Below are 18,529 nucleotides of genomic sequence, written 5' to 3'. Positions count from 1 at the left end.
AGTAATTACTATGCGGGTTCGATCTTTGATCAGTAAAGGAGAGGCTGTGGCAGAGATCTTGGAGCTATGACCGTAAATAAAAGGTTTAGGGGAGAAGTCGCGGGCTCATAAATCAGTCGGAATGAAAAAGCATGGAATCCTAGATGTCAAAGGATTCCATGCTTTTAAGATACAGGGGCCAACACGATGAACTGGATAGGGAAGCAGTGGTTGAATCACCTCAATCTCTACTGGTAATCAGTAACACTGATTACCGGATGAAAATATAACTGAACAGGAATGGTGCAATCTCATTTATCGCCCAGCTATTCAGTGATCAGCCATTTTATTTCCTTGTTGCCATCAGCTGCGATTAATCGAATCGTTCAGCTTCGTGCGATATTTGTCCTTCCAGGTTTTCGTGTCCTTTGCTAGTTCATCACAGAAATCGGCTACGTCTTCACCTGTAAGATCTGTGACTTTCCTGCCTTCAGCAGCACCTTGCTCTAAGAGGTCGAGAATGCCGCCGAAGATGCGGCTGATGTCCTGCCAGTCGGAAAGGCCGCTTGAAGCCCACATATATTTCTTGATGGCGCTGTACGCATCTTGGTACTCGTTTGGAAGTGCATTCGCACGTTTCTCCATTGCCTTCCATTCCCGTTTGTCATCCAAATCTCCGATAATCTTTTTTATGATGCTCATTTTATTTCTCCTTTTGATTTGTTTTGAGTTCGTGAATTTTGCTTGAAACGAATTCCCATTTTTCCCAAAAAGATTTGAGTCTCTCCTGCCCCGCTGCATTGAGTTTGTAGAATTTTCTCGGTGGCCCCATGGTGGATGCTTTTTTCTCGATGTCCACTAGATTGTTTTTCTCAAGACGCATGGTGATCGTATAAACTGTCCCTTCCACTACATCGGTGAAGCCAAGATCCCGCAGCTGCTGTGTAATTTCATAGCCATAGGTTTCACCGCGGCTGATGATTTCAAGAACACAGCCCTCCAGCACCCCTTTCAGCATTTCTGTAATATTTTCCAATTCTGCCCCTCCATTTTTCGTTAACTATACTTATTGCTATGCAACACTTATATTCAGTGTTACTGATATTCGTCATTACTTATTACTGGTATATAGTAATACATAATACCTGGGCATGTCAAGAAAGCATGAAATGATCCCGACCTGCAGGAGGAAGAGAGGAGATCTCCATTTCAATTGAAAAATCCGAATGGTGCATATCTGGAATGACACCATTCGGATTACCGATCAGATTATTGGAATTTGAGAAGAAAGATAAAGCCTTGTCAAAGCTGAAACAGCCATACGACTATCGGGCCAAAAACGGATCCCAGCAGAGCGCTCAATGTCATCGAGACCGAGCTCATCGATACAGCCAGTTCGCCATATTCCATCGTTCTTGCAGTACCCAATGCATGGGAAGCACTGCCAAGGGCAATGCCTTTGCCGACAAAGCTGTGCACACGCACCCATTTCAGGATCAAAGGTCCGATCACAACGCCGGAAATACCGGCGATCATGACGAAGATAGCCGTCATGGATGGAATGCCTCCCAATGTGTCCGTGAGCTGCAATGCTACGGGAGTCGTGATTGATTTAGGGATGACCGAGACAATCAGATCATGGCTGCTGCCGAGTAATTCGACGAATACGATCCCGCTGCTCATGCCGAAAAGAGCCCCGATACAAACGCCGGATAGGATCGGCGCTATATTCTGCAGGAGGATTTTCCGGTTATTATAAAGAGGGTAAGCCAGTGCCACTACACCTGGACCAAGGAGGGCATTGATCCATTTCCCTCCAACCATATAATCCTCATATGACATATTGCAAAGCAGTAAAAGGATGATCAGGACGGCAGTGGTCGTAATCACCGGGATGAAAAAAGGATAAGGAAAACGCTTGTATAATTTCCCAGCCGCGACATAAACACCGACTGTCGCCAGGATTATACCGACTGCGAGGATGAATGGTTGCATGCTGTTCTCTTCTTTCGCTTATTGATTTTCTTTTCCATGAACTGGCTTACTGCTCCAGCCGTAATGATGGTAATCACAGTACTTGCGATCACAACGGCTGTCAGGATGGCGCCATGGATGGAGAAAAAGGATGGATAATCCATGATCCCGACCATGGCCGGGATGAATAGTAAGGGCAGGATTGCCAGCAAAAATCCAGCTCCATCACTGATGAGGCTGACTGGGATCCATTTGCATGATAAACAAATGAGCAGCAAAATCAGTCCGATTATACTGCCGGGAAGGGGGATGTGAAGCAAATTATGCACCATAGTCCCTGCCACTGAAAAAACGGACAAAATCGCGACTTGTATGATAATACGGATGGTTCTCATAAATAAAGCCATTCCCTTGTACCCACAAGAAGAATAGCTTCCCTCCTTTCCTATCAATAACGCTTTATTATTTGATGATTTTATTGTATAGTACAAGTATATATTTGTATTATACAATAATGTGTCGGTTTGTCAATATATTGCGATTGTCATGAGGAGGAAGGAAATGAAGCCAACGGAAAGGGAATCAATTGAACGTATTGAATATGAAATGACTACATTGATCAGGAGGGCTGTATATAAAGACAACTCGGAGAACAAGATAGGCGATTTGGAACGAGCTGTCTACCTGCTGCTCCGGGAGCTGGAGGCATGTGGCCCGGCACGATTGAAAGCCCTGGCAGATAGCTTCAAGCTGGATATATCCACTTTATCGCGTCAAGCTGCTGCCGTAGAAGCAAAGGGACTGATTGCCCGCTCACAGGATCCAAACGATAAAAGAAGCAGTATATTTTATATAACGGAGCAGGGGAAAGCAAAGCTGAAGGAAGACAAGAAGAAGCGGATCGGCAGTTACCGGGAGATGCTCAGGAACTGGTCGGATGAGGAAAGGGAAATATTCGGAGAGCTTTTGTTCCGTATGAATGAGGCCCTTATCGATTGATAGTCACTTATCCATGTCGGGCCAGCCAAGGTGAATATTTACAAAAGAGTCGATCTGGGATTACGCTATCTTCTGTACGCAGGAAGCTATGCGCTGTTTTGATTATTGCCCTCGACGGTTTTTAATCTTTTTTTACAAATGGAAGCCTATAACCATAGCGGTTATAGGCTTTCTGCATGATTAGCATATTCGCTTAACTCCCTTTGTTTTAGGGTTAATCCCATTGATTTGCTGACAGTACGGCATCACAGGTACGAAGTTATCGTCTGACTTTTATCCCGATCATTCCGGTTTGTCCGTCCATAAGTTTGTTGATAATTGTCGAATGATTTCTTCTTTATTATACCCAAAACATGTAGCGAGAAAATTAATTTATCGTTAAAATAATTTTAATGGAGGTGTTGATGTTGGGAAGATCATTTTATGTATTATTATCAGGGCGAGTCATAACAAATATCGGCGACAGCATTTACGCTATAGCGGCCATGCTTTTGGTTTATCAATTGTCTGGTAGTTCTTTTTATACAGGCTTGGCCGGATTCCTTACTATGGCACCCCAAGCCCTGCAATTTCTATATGGACCAATTGTAGATCGCTTGAGCCACTATTGGATACTAATCCTAAATCAGCTGCTGCAAGGGGGCATTTTATGTTTCATTCCTATCCTGTATTACTTTGATTTCCTCACAGTTTGGGTTGTCCTGACAGTCATGCCGATTATGTCTGCAATCCAGCAATTAACCTATCCTACTCAATATGCTTTAGTCCCCAAAATTGTCAAAGAGGAAAAGCTAGTCAGAGCCAATTCGCTTATGAATATCACGTACCAATCTTTGGATATAATTCTCACTGGCATCTCAGGAATCTTTATAACCATTGTCGGTATGATAGCTGTCTTCTGGATAGATGCAATTTTTTTCATGATGGCAGCATTGCTATTTAGTTTTTTGAGGATAAACAAATCCAGCAGCAAAATGAAAAGAGGGAAGGGTTCTTTTCGGGAAAGTATACTTGCTTATAAGAACGACTTATTCGAGGGATGCAGAAGTGTTCAAAAAAGTATTATCCCGAAATTTTTACTCGCATCAGCAGTGGCGAATTTTATGATTGGTTCTCTGACTGCAGTCTTACCTGAGTTTACCTCGGATAGAGGCGGTGCGCATTTATATGGTTTTTATCTAGGCGGGCTGTCAGCTGGGTTGCTGTTAGGGGCAATGGCAGCAAACTTTCTTGAAAGGTTTCCAATAGGCGTCATTACCATCGTTGGATTTGCTTTATCCGGTTTTTCCTGGATTTCGGCTGGATTCATCGAAAATAATTTGATTTCTTTGGTAATGTTTTCTGCTAGTTATATAACCATCGGCATGACCAATGTGATATTCATTGCTGTGATCCAGCAAATGGTACCCAGCAGTCACCTCGGAAGGGTTTTCTCTTTGATTGCAAGTATGACAGGCATTGCAGCCCCATTGGGGTCTCTTATTGGAGGAGGGATGGCGACAGTTTTAAACAGTACTATCATTTTCGTGAGCGGAGGTGTGGGGCTGCTGTTCGTAGCTGCCTTTTGGATCATCAGTAAACCTTTAAGGAATTTCCCTTCCAAAATGAATCTGTCAGCAGCGTATCATTTTAAAGTCGCTCAAGTAAAAAGTCACTCCTAAGAGTGATTTTTTTATCCTTCCAAGTACGTAAGAATGATGTATTTGGAATGTAAAAGTTCCTTCTTTGAGTTTTCCTTATCCCTTTCAGAGATTAAATCACGTATTTTTTTATTCACTTCTTTCCATTCATCTCTAGTCAAGGAGGCATTTATCAAGCTGGCCTCTGAATGGGGGGAGGAAGGATTATTCTCTAAATCATTATATATAGCTGATAGAGCTGCTTCGATATGGGAATGGAGTTGAGTAAAGATATAATCTTTATTTCGGGAAGCAGTTTCTCCAACCCAATTGAATTCATCGTTGAAATCAGGGGTGTTTGCAGTATATATTTTTTGAGTCAGATTATTCACTTTCTCCTCTCTTATTACCTTTATCAAGTTTATTTCCTCTAATTGATTGATATGATAGTAAAGCCTGGATGGTTTCTCCTCCAGATCCTTGGCTATCTCTTTAATTGTTTTCTCTTTGCCTTGCAGGGCTCTTAAAATTCGCATCCTTTGATAATTGAACAAATTTTTTATTAGATTCAGTTCCTTTTCATCCATGATTGAGCGCTCCATTTAGTTGATTTATTACCTTAAGATTAACCTAGTAATCAAGAAATATAAAGGTGATTGATTCCCTTAAGTTTTTAATGGAAGACTTATGCCGAGAGGAGAAACACTTCAGCTGAGCAGCAGCAAACTTCCTTTACATAACAAAAACTCCCCGTCTTGATCTACGATAAGCGGAGAGTTAATTTTCATATTGAATTGCTTTTTTTATTTAAGCGATGTCTTGGTTAATGTGCTTCTTGATGTAATCATTCGGACATCTTTCAAAATCATGCATTAATCGGACTAGCTCCCTATACATTAGTTTTTTTTTCAGATAAACGCACCTCATCACTATCCTCCCAACTTTATTTATATCCCCGATTTAAAAGAAGTTAAACCTTGTTTCTTAAATTTTAAGCAGGAGTTTTCTCTATAATTTTATTGCAAATGCAATAAAATTGATTTACTATGATAGCAAACATATCAATCCGATAGAGGTGTCCATATGAAAGAAATCCTGAGGGAAATCGGAATGATTGCCAGGGCTTTGGATTCTATCAGCAATATCGAATTTAAAGAATTTGACCTTGCCAAGGGACAGTATTTGTACCTTGTGCGTATAGTGGAGAACCCAGGAATCATCCAAGAGAAGTTAGCAGAGATGATCAAGGTGGATAGAACGACCGCAGCGCGTGCCATAAAAAAACTTGCGGCCAATGACTTCATTGAAAAGCGGGATGATCGGCATAATCGGAAGATAAAAAAACTGTTCCCGACCGAGAAGGGAAAAGAGGTTTACCATTCGATCATCAGAGAAAATGATCATTCCAACATGGTCGCACTGAATGGATTTTCTGAAACTGAAATCGAAAGCCTTTTTCAGCTTCTGCAAAGAGCGAGAAAGAATGTGGAAAAAGATTGGGAATATGTTAAAAAAGGAAATAAAAGAGACTATTGATGTCATGAAGGAGCAATCGTCAATGCCGATAACTATCAGAAGATGCAGCCTTGCAGATCTATCGATGCTGCAAAAGATTAGTATCGAAACATTCAATGATACATTCAAAGAACAGAATACACCTGAAAATATGAAGGCTTATTTGGATAAAGCATTTACTTTGGCACAATTAGAGAAGGAATTGATGAATGGCGCTTCTTCGTTCTTTTTCATCTATCAGGAAGAGGAACTTGCTGGTTATCTTAAAGTGAACACCGGGGAAGCGCAGACTGAAAAAATGGACGAAGAGTCTCTTGAAATTGAAAGGATTTATATAAGGACGAAATTTCAAAAACAGGGGCTGGGCAATCACCTGATGAATAAAGCGGTGGAAATAGCGGGGGACTTGGAGAAGAAGATTATCTGGCTCGGGGTATGGGAAAAGAATCCAAATGCAATTGCTTTCTATGAAAAAAATGGATTTGTAAAAACTGGAGCACATTCTTTTTATATGGGGGACGAGGAACAGACGGACTTTATACTGACGAAAACGCTTTGAAGTTGTACACTTCATCCACAGCAAGGAATATCTCGATTAGTCGGCAAAAAGAGCATGCTTTGGGCATGCTCTTTTTAATGCAGTGTACGAAAAGCGCAGCCAGTGAGTGAAAATCAAGAGCGGTTCTGGTTTCGAGTCGAATTTATATAATTTTCAGCGTCAATTTTAGCTTGCTGCGTGACTGCTGCAGAGATGTCGTCCGAAGAATGAAAAAGATCTTTAGGCGTTGTGATGGTTATAATGACTACAATAAGCAAACCAAATAAAAGCAATAACATCTTACGTCTCCTTTTACTTTTTTCATTTTTCTCATTATAAATAGCTCCTGTGTACATTATGTGTTGTTTGAAGGAAATGATTGTAAATAATATTTTATTTGACATGAGATCGATTCCAGGATGTATGCTTCAGACGTAATTACTGCAGGAGAAGGGAGAATGATACGGAATTAATGTATCTGCCATTTTTACAGATTGTGGTTGCGAATGCGTGTGAGCGTACACAAGCAGTAGCCAGTTTTTGCGAATGAAGAGAATTTGCTTACCATTCCAAAGATGCTTTTAGCTGCTGGTGAGCTAAAATTTATGCACTTATTAAACTAGTTTAATAAGTAGCGGAAGGGGTTTTGATGTTGAAAATTGAACATATTGCCATTTGGGTGAAAGATATCGAAAAGATGAGAAAGTTTTATACGCATTATTTTGGCGCAAAAAGCAACAGCTTATATGTAAATGAAAAGAAGGGCTTTTCTTCTTATTTCCTTGCCTTTTCCGATGGTTCGAGATTGGAGTTGATGAGGAAGGAGACGATAAATGGACAATCGACCCCCGATCATTTAGGGTGGGCACATACTGCATTTTCTCTTGGCAGTAAAGAAGCGGTGGACAGTTTGACTGAAAAACTTAAGGCGGACGGTTATACAATCAAGGGAAATCCGCGCACAACGGGAGATGGCTATTATGAGAGTGTCATAGAAGATCCGGAAGGAAATATTGTCGAAATCACCATATAGAGGGGGACAGTCGGTGATAATCCCGCCCGCGTTAAGTATAAAGGGAAGTGTTCAAGTTGGATGACCGGATGACGATGCAGGATAAGGTGAAGATGAAAATAACAAAGGGAATAAGACGTTTGCTGATGGATCATCATAGGATGTCCAAGGCAGAAATTGCCGAGGCTCTTTCGATAAGCTTTCCCACTGCCGGCAAATTCATCGGGGAGATGGTAAACCGAGGAGAAGTACTCTCCTTGGGCCTTACTCCATCGGCAGGAGGAAGGAGAGCGCGCAGCTATGCTTATAATCCGGACTTTTCCCATGCATTGCTGATTTATCTTGAAAAAGAGGAAACGAAGTATGTCATTACTGATGCACGTAACCAAAAAATCCTTGAAGCAACTGCAGAGAGCTTATTGGAGCATGATCCTTCTGATTTAGCTGCATTCCTGCAGACAAAACTTGCAGACAACCCATCCATAAGAACGATCGCGATGGGTATACCCGGGGCCGTGAACGGTGAGAGGGTAAGCTATATCCCGGACTATCCGCTTTATGCAAACCAAAATATAAGTACCGCTTTGAATTTGCCAGTTGGTTTAACCATTGAAAATGATATGAATGCAGCAGTCATTGGTTATCAGAAGAGAAGGGGATTGTCGAATGAAGTATCCCTCGTGTACCTATACATGGGGAAAAATGGACCTGGTGCCGGCATTCTGATCAATGGGAACCTGGTGAGGGGACATACGATGTTCAGCGGGGAAATCTCCTTCATTCCCTTGTGTGAGGATAACAGATTCCTTCCCGGGACCAGGTTTGAAAAGAGAGATGAGAAATCTGCAGCGTTAATCTCAAAATTGATCCAGACCATCAGCGCATTGTTGAACCCCTCGCATATCATTTTTCATCAGGGAGAAGTCAGTGAAGCATTCTTGAATAAAGCCGCTGAAAAAACAAAAGAATATTTTCCAGCAGATCATCTGCCCGAATTGTGCATCAGCGACTGGGATAAAGATTATCAGGAAGGGCTATGGGAAATAGCAAAAAGGAATTTGATCGGCATGGGGGATTCATTCGTGAATGGTTTTGATTGATCATGCCATTGACCCGGCGTTATTTCGTCTAAGGGAGCAGCCATGAAGAATAAGATCGTTGCGGGTGTACTAGGGATTTTATTGAGTAATTTAGGAATTCACAATTTTATTTAGGGAAAATCTGGATGGGGATTCTGTATTTAGTATTTTCATGGACCATCATTCCAGCTATCGTAGGTTTTGTTGAAGGGCTGATTTATTTCAGTCGGATGAAGATTTCGATGCGAAATATAACAGATGAAGGATCGGCAGCTGCAGCAAGCAGCAGCCGGTTTTTTCTCTTTTTTATGTATGTAACAAAAACGATTCAGATGCCCAAAGGGGAAAGACAGAATATCTGATTATAGTGCATAATAATCTTACGTATATTTTAGGAGATATTAAATGGACAACTATGCAGATCACCAAAACAATATAAAACAAGAATACAATAACATGGTGGCAGCAAGGATCCCGGGCTTGATTTGGATTTTCATCGCTTTTACTGCGTCTATGTTCCTGCAAATCGGGGCGGGCAGTTCGTTCCTGCATTATGGACTTTTCAGTTTATTGATACTCACTTTTAGCATATTATACTGGTTTTCCGACCGATTCCTGCCGAAAAGAGCCTGGATGTACTTTGTCGTACAGGGAATGATCGTGTATGGCAGTGCCTTTTTTATGTACGACCTCTATGCAACGATCATTGCATTGTTTCCTTTGCTTTTAGGGCAGGTAATAGGAATGGTCGGACAAAAACGGAGCGCTTTTTTTGTTATATTGATAGGTCTGTCCATCATTGCATCCATTATCATTGTTCCGAAAGAAAGCTTGTTCATTTTCTTTGTTGTTGCTGTTCCCTCCACGATCATCATCGTTGCCTACGCTGCCATCTTCTTCAAGCAGGTCAATGGAAGGATAAGGACCCAGCAATTCCTGCAGGAACTGGAGGAGGTCCATCATCAGGTCGAGAATTTGACGCTGCACCATGAGCGGCAGCGGATGGCACGCGATTTGCATGATACGCTAGCTCAGGGGTTAGCCGGTATCAAGATGCAGCTTGAGGCGATAAATGCCCACCTATCCAATGGAAATTACGAACGTGCCCAACAGATAACGCAAGTGGCGATAGAGGGGGCAGGAACGGTGATGGCGAATTCCCGTCTTGTAATTGACGACTTGCGGCTTCATGAAGAAAGCACGGATTTGGAATATATTTTACGTGAGCATATCCAGCAGTTCGCGGCGGCTACCGGCATAACTTGCAATTTTGACTTTGCGATCGTGCATTCCGTATCCCCGACAGTAACAGAACATTGCTCCAGGATCGTAAGTGAGTGTCTGCTGAATATTGCGAGGTATGCCAAAGCTAGTAAAGTCGCCATAGCTGTTTCATCCACGCAGGAAAAGGATGTACTTCTGGTGATCACTGATGATGGAGTTGGTTTTGACGTGGATGAAAGTCTGCATAAGCAAGGTCATTATGGATTGATCGGGATGAAGGAGCGGATGAGGATTTTGGGAGGAGATATCAAGATAGACAGCAGAATCGGGAACGGAACAAAAGTGACAGTCAGCATTCCGTTGAAGGGGGAAGTACGGTGACGCATAAAGTACTGATAGCAGATGATCATGTAGTAGTCAGGGAAGGACTCAAGCTGCTGATAGAAACAAACCGAAACTATAAAACCATCGGTGAAGCAGGGAATGGCTCGGAAGCGATCGAGCTGGTAAATGAATTGGAGCCGGATATCGTTTTAATGGATCTATATATGCCTGTGATGAGCGGGATGGAAGCGATCCGGAATTTATCCGTCACACATCCCGATCTGCCTATCATTATTTTGACGACATATAATGAAGACCAATTGCTGGCAGAAGGATTCGATTACGGAGCGAAAGGCTATCTGCTGAAAGATACCAGTCTGGAATCTTTGTTTCATTCCTTGGATGCTGCGATGAGCGGGAAGACGCTGATAGGGGATGACATGATGAAAAGAATCCGAAATTATCAGGAAAAGAGACGGAACCTAAAAGAAAAAGTGCAGCTTTCCCGTATGGAGATCGTCATCCTCCAAGCTGTCGCAAGGGGCATGACCAGCAAGGAAATTGCATTTGATATGGGCGTTTCGGAAAGGACCATCAAATCCAGACTTACAGGGATATTCAATAAGCTTGGTGTGGATTCTAGAACGGAAGCGGTAGCAGTAGCGATCGAAGCGGGACTGATTCATCTGAATCACAATAATTTATGATATTTTTGATGATTTGCCCAAACGTACATCCCTTCTGAATTCCATTCTTCTAAAATGATGAGGTAAGTTAGATATCAGAAGGGAGATTTTTATGTCAACATTGTTATATAAGCTCGGTAAATGGAGTGCATTGCATAAAAAGACAGTATTGGCAGTGTGGGTTGCACTGATCGCGATCATTTTCTCCGTTGCCTTGGTCTTGAAGCCGTCTTTCTCGGACGATATGAGCATACCTGGTACACCGTCTGAAAAAGCCAATGATCTATTGCAGGAGGAGTTCCCCAGCGGGCCTGATAAAGGTTCTTTGCGCATAGTATTCGGTGCCGAGGATGATGAGAATCTCACATCGGAAAACGCCCAGCAGGCGATTAGCGATGTGTTGACCAAGATAAAGGAAGATAAGGAAGTGGAATCTGCGGCAAGCCCGTTTGAAGCGCAAACCATCAACGCAGATGGAACTGTGGCTTATGCCGATATAACTTATAAAGAGGCTGCGGAAGATGTACCTGCATCTTCTTTGGAACATGCGAAAGAGAGTTTGAAAATTGCTGAAGACCAAGGGATGCAGGTGGAACTTTCGGGAGACATCATGCCATTTGAGCTTGAAATCGGGGGCATCTCCGAAGTGATCGGTATCGTCATGGCCTTCATTGTTTTAAGCATTACCTTTGCATCTTTCCTGGTTGCGGGTCTGCCGATTCTGAACGCATTGCTAGGTTTGATCACCAGCATAGGTTTGACATTGATCGGTTCTAGTATTTTCGATATTACATCTTTCAGTTTGTCACTCTCCGTCATGATTGGATTGGCTGTCGGAATAGATTATGCCCTGTTCATCTTCTCGAAGCACAGGCAGCAGGTGAAAGATGGAGTCGAAATCAATGAATCGATTGCGAGGGCTAACGGTACAGCTGGGGGAGCTGTGATATTCGCTGGTCTGACAGTCATCGTAGCCTTGTGCGGGCTGACGGTGGTTGGTATCCCATTTTTGGCAGCAATGGGAATCACGGCTGCATTGAGTGTGCTTTTCGCGGTGCTTGTTTCGATTACTGCCGGCCCTGCTGTCCTGGCTCTCATCGGCAGCAGAATCAATAAGGCGAATCGTCTTTTGAGTAAGTTCTCCGAAGAGTCAAAAGAACAAACAGAATCCAACGGCTGGGGGCGTTTCATTACGAAGCATCCTTTGATCATTGCTATCATCAGCGTCGTCATTCTGTTAATAATCAGCATCCCAGCTGCAGATATGCGGTTAGGGCTGCCGGATGATGGGATGAAAGCAGAAGACGATCCAGCGCGGCAAGCATATGACTTATTAGCAGATGGTTTTGGAGATGGCTTCAATGGAACGTTGGCTGTACTGGTTGATGCGTCCGAAACCACCGGAGATCAATCTGAACAATACCAAAAAGCAACAGAAGAAATTGCCAAGTTGGATAATGTAAGTCAAGCGACGCCTGCAATGCCTAATGAGGACGGGCGGTATGCCATTATCAGTGTGGTACCGGAAACAGGCCCGAATGACAGTGGTACTGCCGATCTTGTCCACGAAATAAGAGACCTTTCTTTGAATGATGGCGGGGAAGAGATCACGTTCCAGGTCACAGGTCTGACAGCAATCAATATTGATATCGCAGAAAAATTGAACGATGCAATTCCCGTCTTCGGTGCGATCATAGTCGGATTTGCTTTTGTCCTGCTGCTGATCGTGTTCCGTTCCTTGCTGGTTCCGCTTACTGCAGTGGCCGGCTTCTTACTCACCATGACGGCCACACTAGGATTCTCCGTATTCATCTTGCAAGACGGCAATTTAAATGGACTCTTCGGTATTCCTCAAGAGGGACCGATCCTGGCATTTCTGCCAATCCTGGTCATTGGCATCCTCTTCGGTTTGGCTATGGATTATCAAGTATTCCTAGTCAGCCGCATGCACGAAGAATATACAGTAACGAAGGATCCCGTAAAATCAATTCTTGCTGGTCTAAAGTACAGCGGGCCTGTCGTAACAGCCGCAGGTTTGATCATGATCTTTGTGTTTGCGGGATTCATTTTCGCTGGGGATTCAATGATCAAATCAATGGGATTGGCCCTGACATTCGGTGTCTTGTTCGATGCCTTCATCGTAAGGTTGGCGATCATCCCGGCAGTAATGAAACTAATGGGGCATGCAGCATGGTATCTGCCGAAATGGCTGGATAAAATCATACCGAATGTCGATTTGGAAGGTCATGAATTGTCCGAGAAACTTAGTGAACAGAATGCTTCTGATCCAATCGACCAGAAGCAGTACCAATCAAATTAACCATAAAGAATATCCAGCAGACCATGTGAGGTACATGGTCTGTTTTTTTTGGAAGTACCCGATTATTTAATTGGTTGCTGTTTCAATTACGGATTGAGGTCCAGTATCAAGTACAGTATAGTAAAACGTATAGCATTTGATAGTAGAATAGGTGGAAATCCAATGAATACAAGCCAAGATTTCATGAATGAGTGGCTGGCACTTGATAATTTACAAATGAAGCTGAAGAAGGAATTGGAAAATGTTCTGCAAAAAGAGTGCAGTCTATCGATAAAAGAGTTTTACGTGCTGTACCATCTCTCTAAGGCTCCGCAGAAAAAACTCCGTCTGCAGCAGCTTCAGGAATTGATCGGGCTGAGCCAAAGTGCCCTTTCCCGCTTGGTGGGGAAGATGGAAGCAGCCAGCTGCGGAGCTTTGCAGAAACATGTCTGTACGGATGATCGCAGAGGGACTTATACACAAATGACAGAATCAGGGGAGAAGAAACTGCAGCGAGGCCTTAGTGTATTCTATGAAGTAATAAGGGACAATCTGGCTCAATTTGATGCGGAAGGTATATGGAAGCAATTATTGCAGAAACTATAATATGACGTATTTTAAAAGTACCTGATAAGGTACTTTTTGTTTGTGCGCATCATTTGACAGTACAGCACCAAACACGATAAATTAAATGCATGCGTGATGCATATAAATGAATCCTAAGGAGTCTTCAAAATGAAACATTTATTCAGTACATACAAAATAAAGAATCTGGAACTGAAAAACAGAGTCGTCATGCCGCCAATGTGTCAGTATTCCGTCGATAAGAAAGATGGAATTGCCAATGAATGGCATTATCAGCATTATGTCAGCCGGGCAGTGGGCGGAACAGGCTTCATCATTGTGGAGATGACTGATGTAGAGCCTGATGGACGAATCACGGACTATGATTTGGGATTATGGTCAGATGAACAGGTGCCAGCTCTTGCAAGGATTGTGGATGCAGTGCACAGCCATGGAGCGAAGATCGGCATCCAAATCGCGCATGCTGGGCGTAAAGCAGAAGATGCACCTGAACCGGTCGCGCCATCTGCGATTCCATTTGATGAAAATTCCAAAACACCAAGAGCACTTACTACCGAAGAAGTAAAAGGAATGGTCGAGAAATTCCGTCTGGCAGTAAGACGTGCCGTGCAGGCCGGCTTCGATGCCATCGAAATTCACGGTGCCCACGGTTATCTCATCCATCAATTCCATTCCCCGCTTACCAATAAACGGGATGATGAGTATGGTCAGGATCTGACGAAATTCGGACGGGAAGTCATCCAAGCAGCTAAAGCGGAAATGCCAGGCGATATGCCGCTGATTGTACGTATTTCAGCACAGGAATATGTAGAAGGAGGCTATGGCATCAAAGAAAGCATCGAGTTTGCGAAAGCATACCAAGAAGCGGGAGCAGACATGTTTGACATCTCTTCCGGCGGCGAAGGTCAGATTGCGGCGCAAGGAAGACCTGGAACACATGCAGCTTACCAAGTGCCGCTAGCACGTCAAATCAAAGAGGCACTGCAAGTTCCGGTTATTGCTGTCGGAAGACTGGATGATCCAATCCTGGCCAACGCAGTCATCGGAAATGAAGAAGCAGATCTTGTACAAGTCGGCAGAGGTATGCTCAGAAATCCTTACTGGACATTGGAAGCTGCCAAGCAGCTCAGGAAAGAGACGAATGTACCGAAGCAGTATGAAGCAGGATTTTAATTAATTCAATAATGATACAAGCCCACCTGCTGCAGGATCAGGTGGGCTTTTTGTGTACACTTTCTAGAAAGAAGGCAATTATATGTATTGATTGTCCAGTGGCATATTTCTTCTCCTTTGTGGATTGTGAAGGGATAACCATATTTCGGATTCTTTTATCATCCATGGCCCCATTTTTTCTAGGTATGAACATAATTGATCCGTATCCGCAACAGGATTGATTGCATAATGGAGTGCTTGTCTCATGTTTTGTTCTTGGTCAGGAAAATGCTTGGCAAACGCTTCATATGCAGGATACAAATCCCGTGTATATCGTCTTTCTTTTTCCAATATCAGGGCAAGCCCGGCTCTGATGATGATCTTCATGATCCAAACACAACAATCCAAGATATCTTCTACATCTTCATTTCCTTGCAGGTCTTTTTTTGCTGTTTCCATGCAATGCTGTAAATGAAAAATATGATCATTGGCGAGCGTCTTATCAGCTTTATAAGAAGGCAGGTGACGTCCTGCATCATTTCCATATACACATATACTATGTGTTTTGATCATAAATGGAATGATGGAAAAAATCCTCGTATCATTAAATTCCTCGATGTGACAGAAGCTCAATTCCACTCCGTTTACACAGCTGAAGGCTTTGTTTAGCTGTTCTTCAGCTTTGCTGACCCACTTTAACTCCAGCTCATTTATTTCAATATTCGTGATGCAGATTGTATCTAAATCAGAAACACCGCATATTCCCAATCCGCGCGGAATGGATCCCCTGATATATACACTATGAAGGCTCGAGCCCAACTGGTCCTTATAAACTTGAACCACTTTCTTTATCAAATCAAAATATACTGGATCGACTTTTTCATTTTTTGCTTCATTTATTATGAAACCTTTATCGTCATTTGCGCAAAAATGCCCGATTTTTTTTATTTGTACCAAATAAACCTCTCCTTCGTTTTCGATTTAACGACTTAGCAATGGTTGCTGATAAGGACTCTTCTAAAGTATGAGAAACTGATTGATGGATCCTTCTTTGAAATACGTGCAGGCTGAAATATGTAATCCAAAATAAAAACACTATGATAGACTAATAGTGATTTGGTAATGAATGGATCTGCAGAAAGGGTGGTTCTCTTGAATATACTATGGGACTTTGATGGAACATTATTTGATACATATCCAGCTTATACCAATGCACTATCTTCCGTGATAGGAGAAGCAATCGATAAGGAGGATATCTATTATAATTTAAAAATATCTTATTCTCATGCAATAGAACACTATGACGTCCCGCAAGAGAAAGAGGCAGAAATAAAAACGCTCATAAAGAATTTAGTGCCGCGAGATTTAAAGCCGTTTGATCATGTCGAAGAAATACTTCAGTATGCCAATAAGAATGTCATCATGACCCATAAACATAGGGAAGGAGTCTTGGCTATCTTGCAATATTATGGCTGGGAGAAGTACTTTGCTGACATGGTAACAATCGATGATGGCTTCCCTCGTAAACCTGATTGTGCAGCTTATAAGTACCTGCATGAAAAACATGGTATCGATTTAGTCATCGGGGACAGGGAATTGGATTTGCAGCCTGCCAAGGATCTTGGTATCGCAGCATGCATGTATCAGGGTAAAAGCAGTATAGCTGATTATCACTTAAATGATTACGCGGATTTCTTTAAACTTGATTTGCCGGTTGCCGATTAATGAAAACCTTTGATTTGCCACTTCCTCACAAGAAAATCCCTCCTGTATAATTCACGTGATGGGAATTTTCGGTAATATTATGAGTGTATCATGAATCCAGTGGTTTTAAGTGAGGTCCAGGATCAAAAAGGAGGAAGAAGTCCAGTGTTTGTCATCAATGTGGAAGGAGCCATCCCCCGCGATGGTAAGTGGCTGCTGATCAAAAGAGGTGAAAAAGAGGAGCATGCGGCGGGATGTTTATCCATGGTTGGCGGTAAATGTGAATTGGAAGGTGCATCTGCTGATATCCTGGAAAAGACACTGAAGCGTGAGATCTTCGAAGAGATAGGGATTGATGTGGAAGGGATGACTGTGAACAGCACTTCCTTTGTTACCGGCAAAGGGACGCATGTGATCGATATAGTATTTTTATGCCGGCATAAATCCGGTGTACCTTATGCCAAGAGCAGGGAGGAAGTGGAGGAAGTAATGTGGATGACGACAGAGGATATACTGGTACATAAAGATGCACCTTCCTATTTAAGGGAGAATATTACATTGGCTGTGGATAAGCTCAACTCAAAAGAAAAGCTGTCATAACAGACAGCTTTTCTTACTCCTTCAAAGGGATAGCTTCTCGCATGTTGTAGTCATGCTTTACATAAGCAATGCCGTCCATGATCCTTCTGGCGGTGCGGATTACTTTTATTTCTGATAAGCTGGAGTATGCTGTCTCGGTCACACCTGATGGATGGGCAATTCTCAAACTGCCGGCTGTGTTTCTTGCCAGCTTTTGTGGCAGCGTACCCGTAATGGCACATGCAGCAGTCGTGCAAATGGCACCGGTTATGGCGAGTGCTTCATGAGGCTTTTGCATGGATAGCATACGCACATGGATATCCATATCCTGAGCGGAATGGGTGTTGTCGTTCATATCTATAAATGCTTTTGGTTTTCCTATCAATGCTAGTTTCGGAACTGCAGGGGAGAGCTTGGTAGCTTGATCCCTGCTTGCAAAACCGCACAGTTCAGCAGCGGCAGCGCGTATTTCCTCGCACTGCTGAAGTTTTGCTTCCGTAAAAGCATCAGGCAGGATGGTTCCTTCTATATCCAGAGAAGCAGCTTCAATAAAAACCAGGGGATTTGCAGCATCAACGATGGAACAGTCGATGCTGCCGAAGCTTGTTTCCAGTGAATCGGTAATATTCCCGGTAGGGAGTAATTCACCTGTGACGGATCCTTCTGCATCACAAAATGTCAAGGTTATCCCGGAACCATGACCCGGCACTCCGGGGATGGAGGTCGTACCCGACGTTTGTACGTTGCCATCCTTTACTGCTACTTCGGCAATGATCAGCTTTTTGGTATTCGTGTTCCAGATCCTCACCGTTGTGATGGGCTCTGTGACAGGGACGAGCCCTTCCTGAATTGCAAAAGGGCCCACCGCAGACGAAATATTGCCGCAGTTCCCGTTCATATCGACTGTTTCAGCTGTAATGCTTACTTGAGCAAAGGTATAGTGGACATCAAAGTCTTCTTCCGGTTCTGCTTTCCGTATGATGGCAGCTTTGCTTGTCAGTGAATTGGCTCCTCCCAATCCATCAATTTGCCGTTTATCCGGACTTCCCATCAAATCGAGAAGGAACGGCGTCCAATTCTCTTTTTCGGCAGGCATGTCTCTTTCATGAAGAAAAACACCTTTGCTTGTACCTCCGCGCATGTAGACAACAGGAACCTTTTCCATCTGCTCACGTCCTTTTTTGAAGGAATTAGTTTATACTGTCAGCATAGTCCCGGGTATTAATAAAATAAAATACAATTATTTTTCCTTTAGTTAAGA

At 42.9% G+C, this 18,529-nt stretch carries 20 protein-coding genes and 1 pseudogene; 14 read left to right on the top strand and 7 right to left on the bottom strand.

The window, feature by feature from the left end; all coding sequences use genetic code 11:
* Positions 1-342: 342 nt before the first annotated feature.
* From MHI54_RS02405 to MHI54_RS02390, 4 genes are all read right to left on the bottom strand, one after another.
* Entirely contained in the window at positions 343-681 is a 339-nt protein-coding gene (locus tag MHI54_RS02405) for a DUF1048 domain-containing protein (RefSeq protein WP_095216362.1), read from the bottom strand.
* 1 nt (position 682) lies between these two features.
* A complete protein-coding gene (locus MHI54_RS02400) occupies positions 683-1,015 on the bottom strand; it encodes a PadR family transcriptional regulator (protein ID WP_095216361.1) in 333 nt (110 codons plus the stop codon).
* Positions 1,016-1,281: 266 nt separating this feature from the next.
* On the bottom strand, positions 1,282-1,974 hold the full coding sequence (locus MHI54_RS02395) for an LrgB family protein (RefSeq protein WP_095216360.1): 693 nt from the start codon (positions 1,972-1,974) through the stop codon (positions 1,282-1,284).
* Positions 1,944-2,348: a CidA/LrgA family holin-like protein gene (locus tag MHI54_RS02390; RefSeq protein ID WP_095216366.1), complete on the bottom strand. Its 405-nt coding sequence runs from the start codon at positions 2,346-2,348 to the stop codon at positions 1,944-1,946. The genes MHI54_RS02395 and MHI54_RS02390 overlap by 31 nt, the downstream gene beginning before the upstream one ends.
* A 166-nt stretch (positions 2,349-2,514) precedes the next feature.
* Here MHI54_RS02390 and MHI54_RS02385 point away from each other — a divergent pair, with 166 nt between their 5' ends.
* Together MHI54_RS02385 and MHI54_RS02380 are read left to right on the top strand one after the other, a co-directional pair.
* Entirely contained in the window at positions 2,515-2,952 is a 438-nt protein-coding gene (locus MHI54_RS02385) for a MarR family transcriptional regulator (protein ID WP_095216359.1), read from the top strand.
* A 404-nt stretch (positions 2,953-3,356) separates the two neighbouring features.
* Positions 3,357-4,613: an MFS transporter gene (locus tag MHI54_RS02380; RefSeq protein WP_158221553.1), complete on the top strand. Its 1,257-nt coding sequence runs from the start codon at positions 3,357-3,359 to the stop codon at positions 4,611-4,613.
* 11 nt (positions 4,614-4,624) lie between these two features.
* Here MHI54_RS02380 and MHI54_RS02375 read toward each other — a convergent pair whose 3' ends face one another.
* Entirely contained in the window at positions 4,625-5,158 is a 534-nt protein-coding gene (locus tag MHI54_RS02375) for a helix-turn-helix domain-containing protein (protein ID WP_340082223.1), read from the bottom strand.
* A 496-nt stretch (positions 5,159-5,654) separates the two neighbouring features.
* Between MHI54_RS02375 and MHI54_RS02370 the strand changes: the two genes are divergently transcribed.
* The 10 genes and pseudogenes from MHI54_RS02370 (at position 5,655) to MHI54_RS02325 (ending at position 15,006) form a co-directional block, all read left to right on the top strand.
* The gene (locus MHI54_RS02370; RefSeq protein ID WP_095216356.1) at positions 5,655-6,107 is read left to right on the top strand and encodes a MarR family transcriptional regulator; all 453 of its coding nucleotides are present in this window, start codon (positions 5,655-5,657) and stop codon (positions 6,105-6,107) included.
* Positions 6,108-6,129: 22 nt separating this feature from the next.
* Positions 6,130-6,645 (top strand): N-acetyltransferase, encoded by a 516-nt coding sequence (locus MHI54_RS02365; RefSeq protein WP_095216355.1) that lies wholly within the window; start codon positions 6,130-6,132, stop codon positions 6,643-6,645.
* A 631-nt stretch (positions 6,646-7,276) separates the two neighbouring features.
* Positions 7,277-7,657 (top strand): VOC family protein, encoded by a 381-nt coding sequence (locus MHI54_RS02360; protein WP_340082912.1) that lies wholly within the window; start codon positions 7,277-7,279, stop codon positions 7,655-7,657.
* A gap of 56 nt (positions 7,658-7,713) precedes the next feature.
* On the top strand, positions 7,714-8,736 hold the full coding sequence (locus MHI54_RS02355) for an ROK family protein (protein WP_340082222.1): 1,023 nt from the start codon (positions 7,714-7,716) through the stop codon (positions 8,734-8,736).
* A 42-nt stretch (positions 8,737-8,778) separates the two neighbouring features.
* Positions 8,779-8,977: pseudogene (locus MHI54_RS02350) on the top strand (NINE protein).
* A gap of 143 nt (positions 8,978-9,120) precedes the next feature.
* Positions 9,121-10,320, top strand: a complete 1,200-nt coding sequence (locus MHI54_RS02345) for a sensor histidine kinase (RefSeq protein WP_095216352.1) — start codon at positions 9,121-9,123, stop codon at positions 10,318-10,320.
* A complete protein-coding gene (locus tag MHI54_RS02340; protein WP_095216351.1) occupies positions 10,317-10,970 on the top strand; it encodes a response regulator transcription factor in 654 nt (217 codons plus the stop codon). Before MHI54_RS02345 ends, MHI54_RS02340 begins: the two co-directional genes overlap by 4 nt.
* Before the next feature lie 91 nt (positions 10,971-11,061).
* On the top strand, positions 11,062-13,269 hold the full coding sequence (locus MHI54_RS02335; RefSeq protein WP_340082221.1) for an MMPL family transporter: 2,208 nt from the start codon (positions 11,062-11,064) through the stop codon (positions 13,267-13,269).
* Between the two features lie 162 nt (positions 13,270-13,431).
* Entirely contained in the window at positions 13,432-13,854 is a 423-nt protein-coding gene (locus tag MHI54_RS02330) for a MarR family transcriptional regulator (protein ID WP_095214463.1), read from the top strand.
* Positions 13,855-13,983: 129 nt separating this feature from the next.
* A complete protein-coding gene (locus tag MHI54_RS02325) occupies positions 13,984-15,006 on the top strand; it encodes an NADH:flavin oxidoreductase/NADH oxidase (protein WP_095214464.1) in 1,023 nt (340 codons plus the stop codon).
* Positions 15,007-15,084: 78 nt separating this feature from the next.
* On the opposite strand, the gene MHI54_RS02320 is transcribed toward MHI54_RS02325, so the two are convergent.
* Positions 15,085-15,942 (bottom strand): nucleotidyltransferase, encoded by an 858-nt coding sequence (locus MHI54_RS02320; protein ID WP_340082220.1) that lies wholly within the window; start codon positions 15,940-15,942, stop codon positions 15,085-15,087.
* A 195-nt stretch (positions 15,943-16,137) separates the two neighbouring features.
* On the opposite strand from MHI54_RS02320, the gene MHI54_RS02315 reads away from it, so the two are divergent.
* Entirely contained in the window at positions 16,138-16,710 is a 573-nt protein-coding gene (locus MHI54_RS02315) for an HAD-IA family hydrolase (RefSeq protein ID WP_095214465.1), read from the top strand.
* A 144-nt stretch (positions 16,711-16,854) separates the two neighbouring features.
* Positions 16,855-17,289 carry an NUDIX domain-containing protein gene (locus MHI54_RS02310; RefSeq protein WP_095214466.1) on the top strand — a complete coding sequence of 145 codons (435 nt, stop codon included), beginning with the start codon at positions 16,855-16,857 and terminating at the stop codon, positions 17,287-17,289.
* Between the two features lie 13 nt (positions 17,290-17,302).
* Here the strand turns inward: MHI54_RS02310 and MHI54_RS02305 are convergent, their stop codons facing one another.
* A complete protein-coding gene (locus MHI54_RS02305) occupies positions 17,303-18,433 on the bottom strand; it encodes a PrpF domain-containing protein (RefSeq protein ID WP_095214467.1) in 1,131 nt (376 codons plus the stop codon).
* Between the last annotated feature and the right edge of the window lie 96 nt (positions 18,434-18,529).

Source organism: Terribacillus sp. FSL K6-0262, assembly GCF_037977385.1.
Lineage (GTDB): Bacteria > Bacillota > Bacilli > Bacillales > Amphibacillaceae > Terribacillus.
Note: the sequence above shows the minus strand (reverse complement) of the source record. Positions and strands in the feature narration are given on the sequence as shown.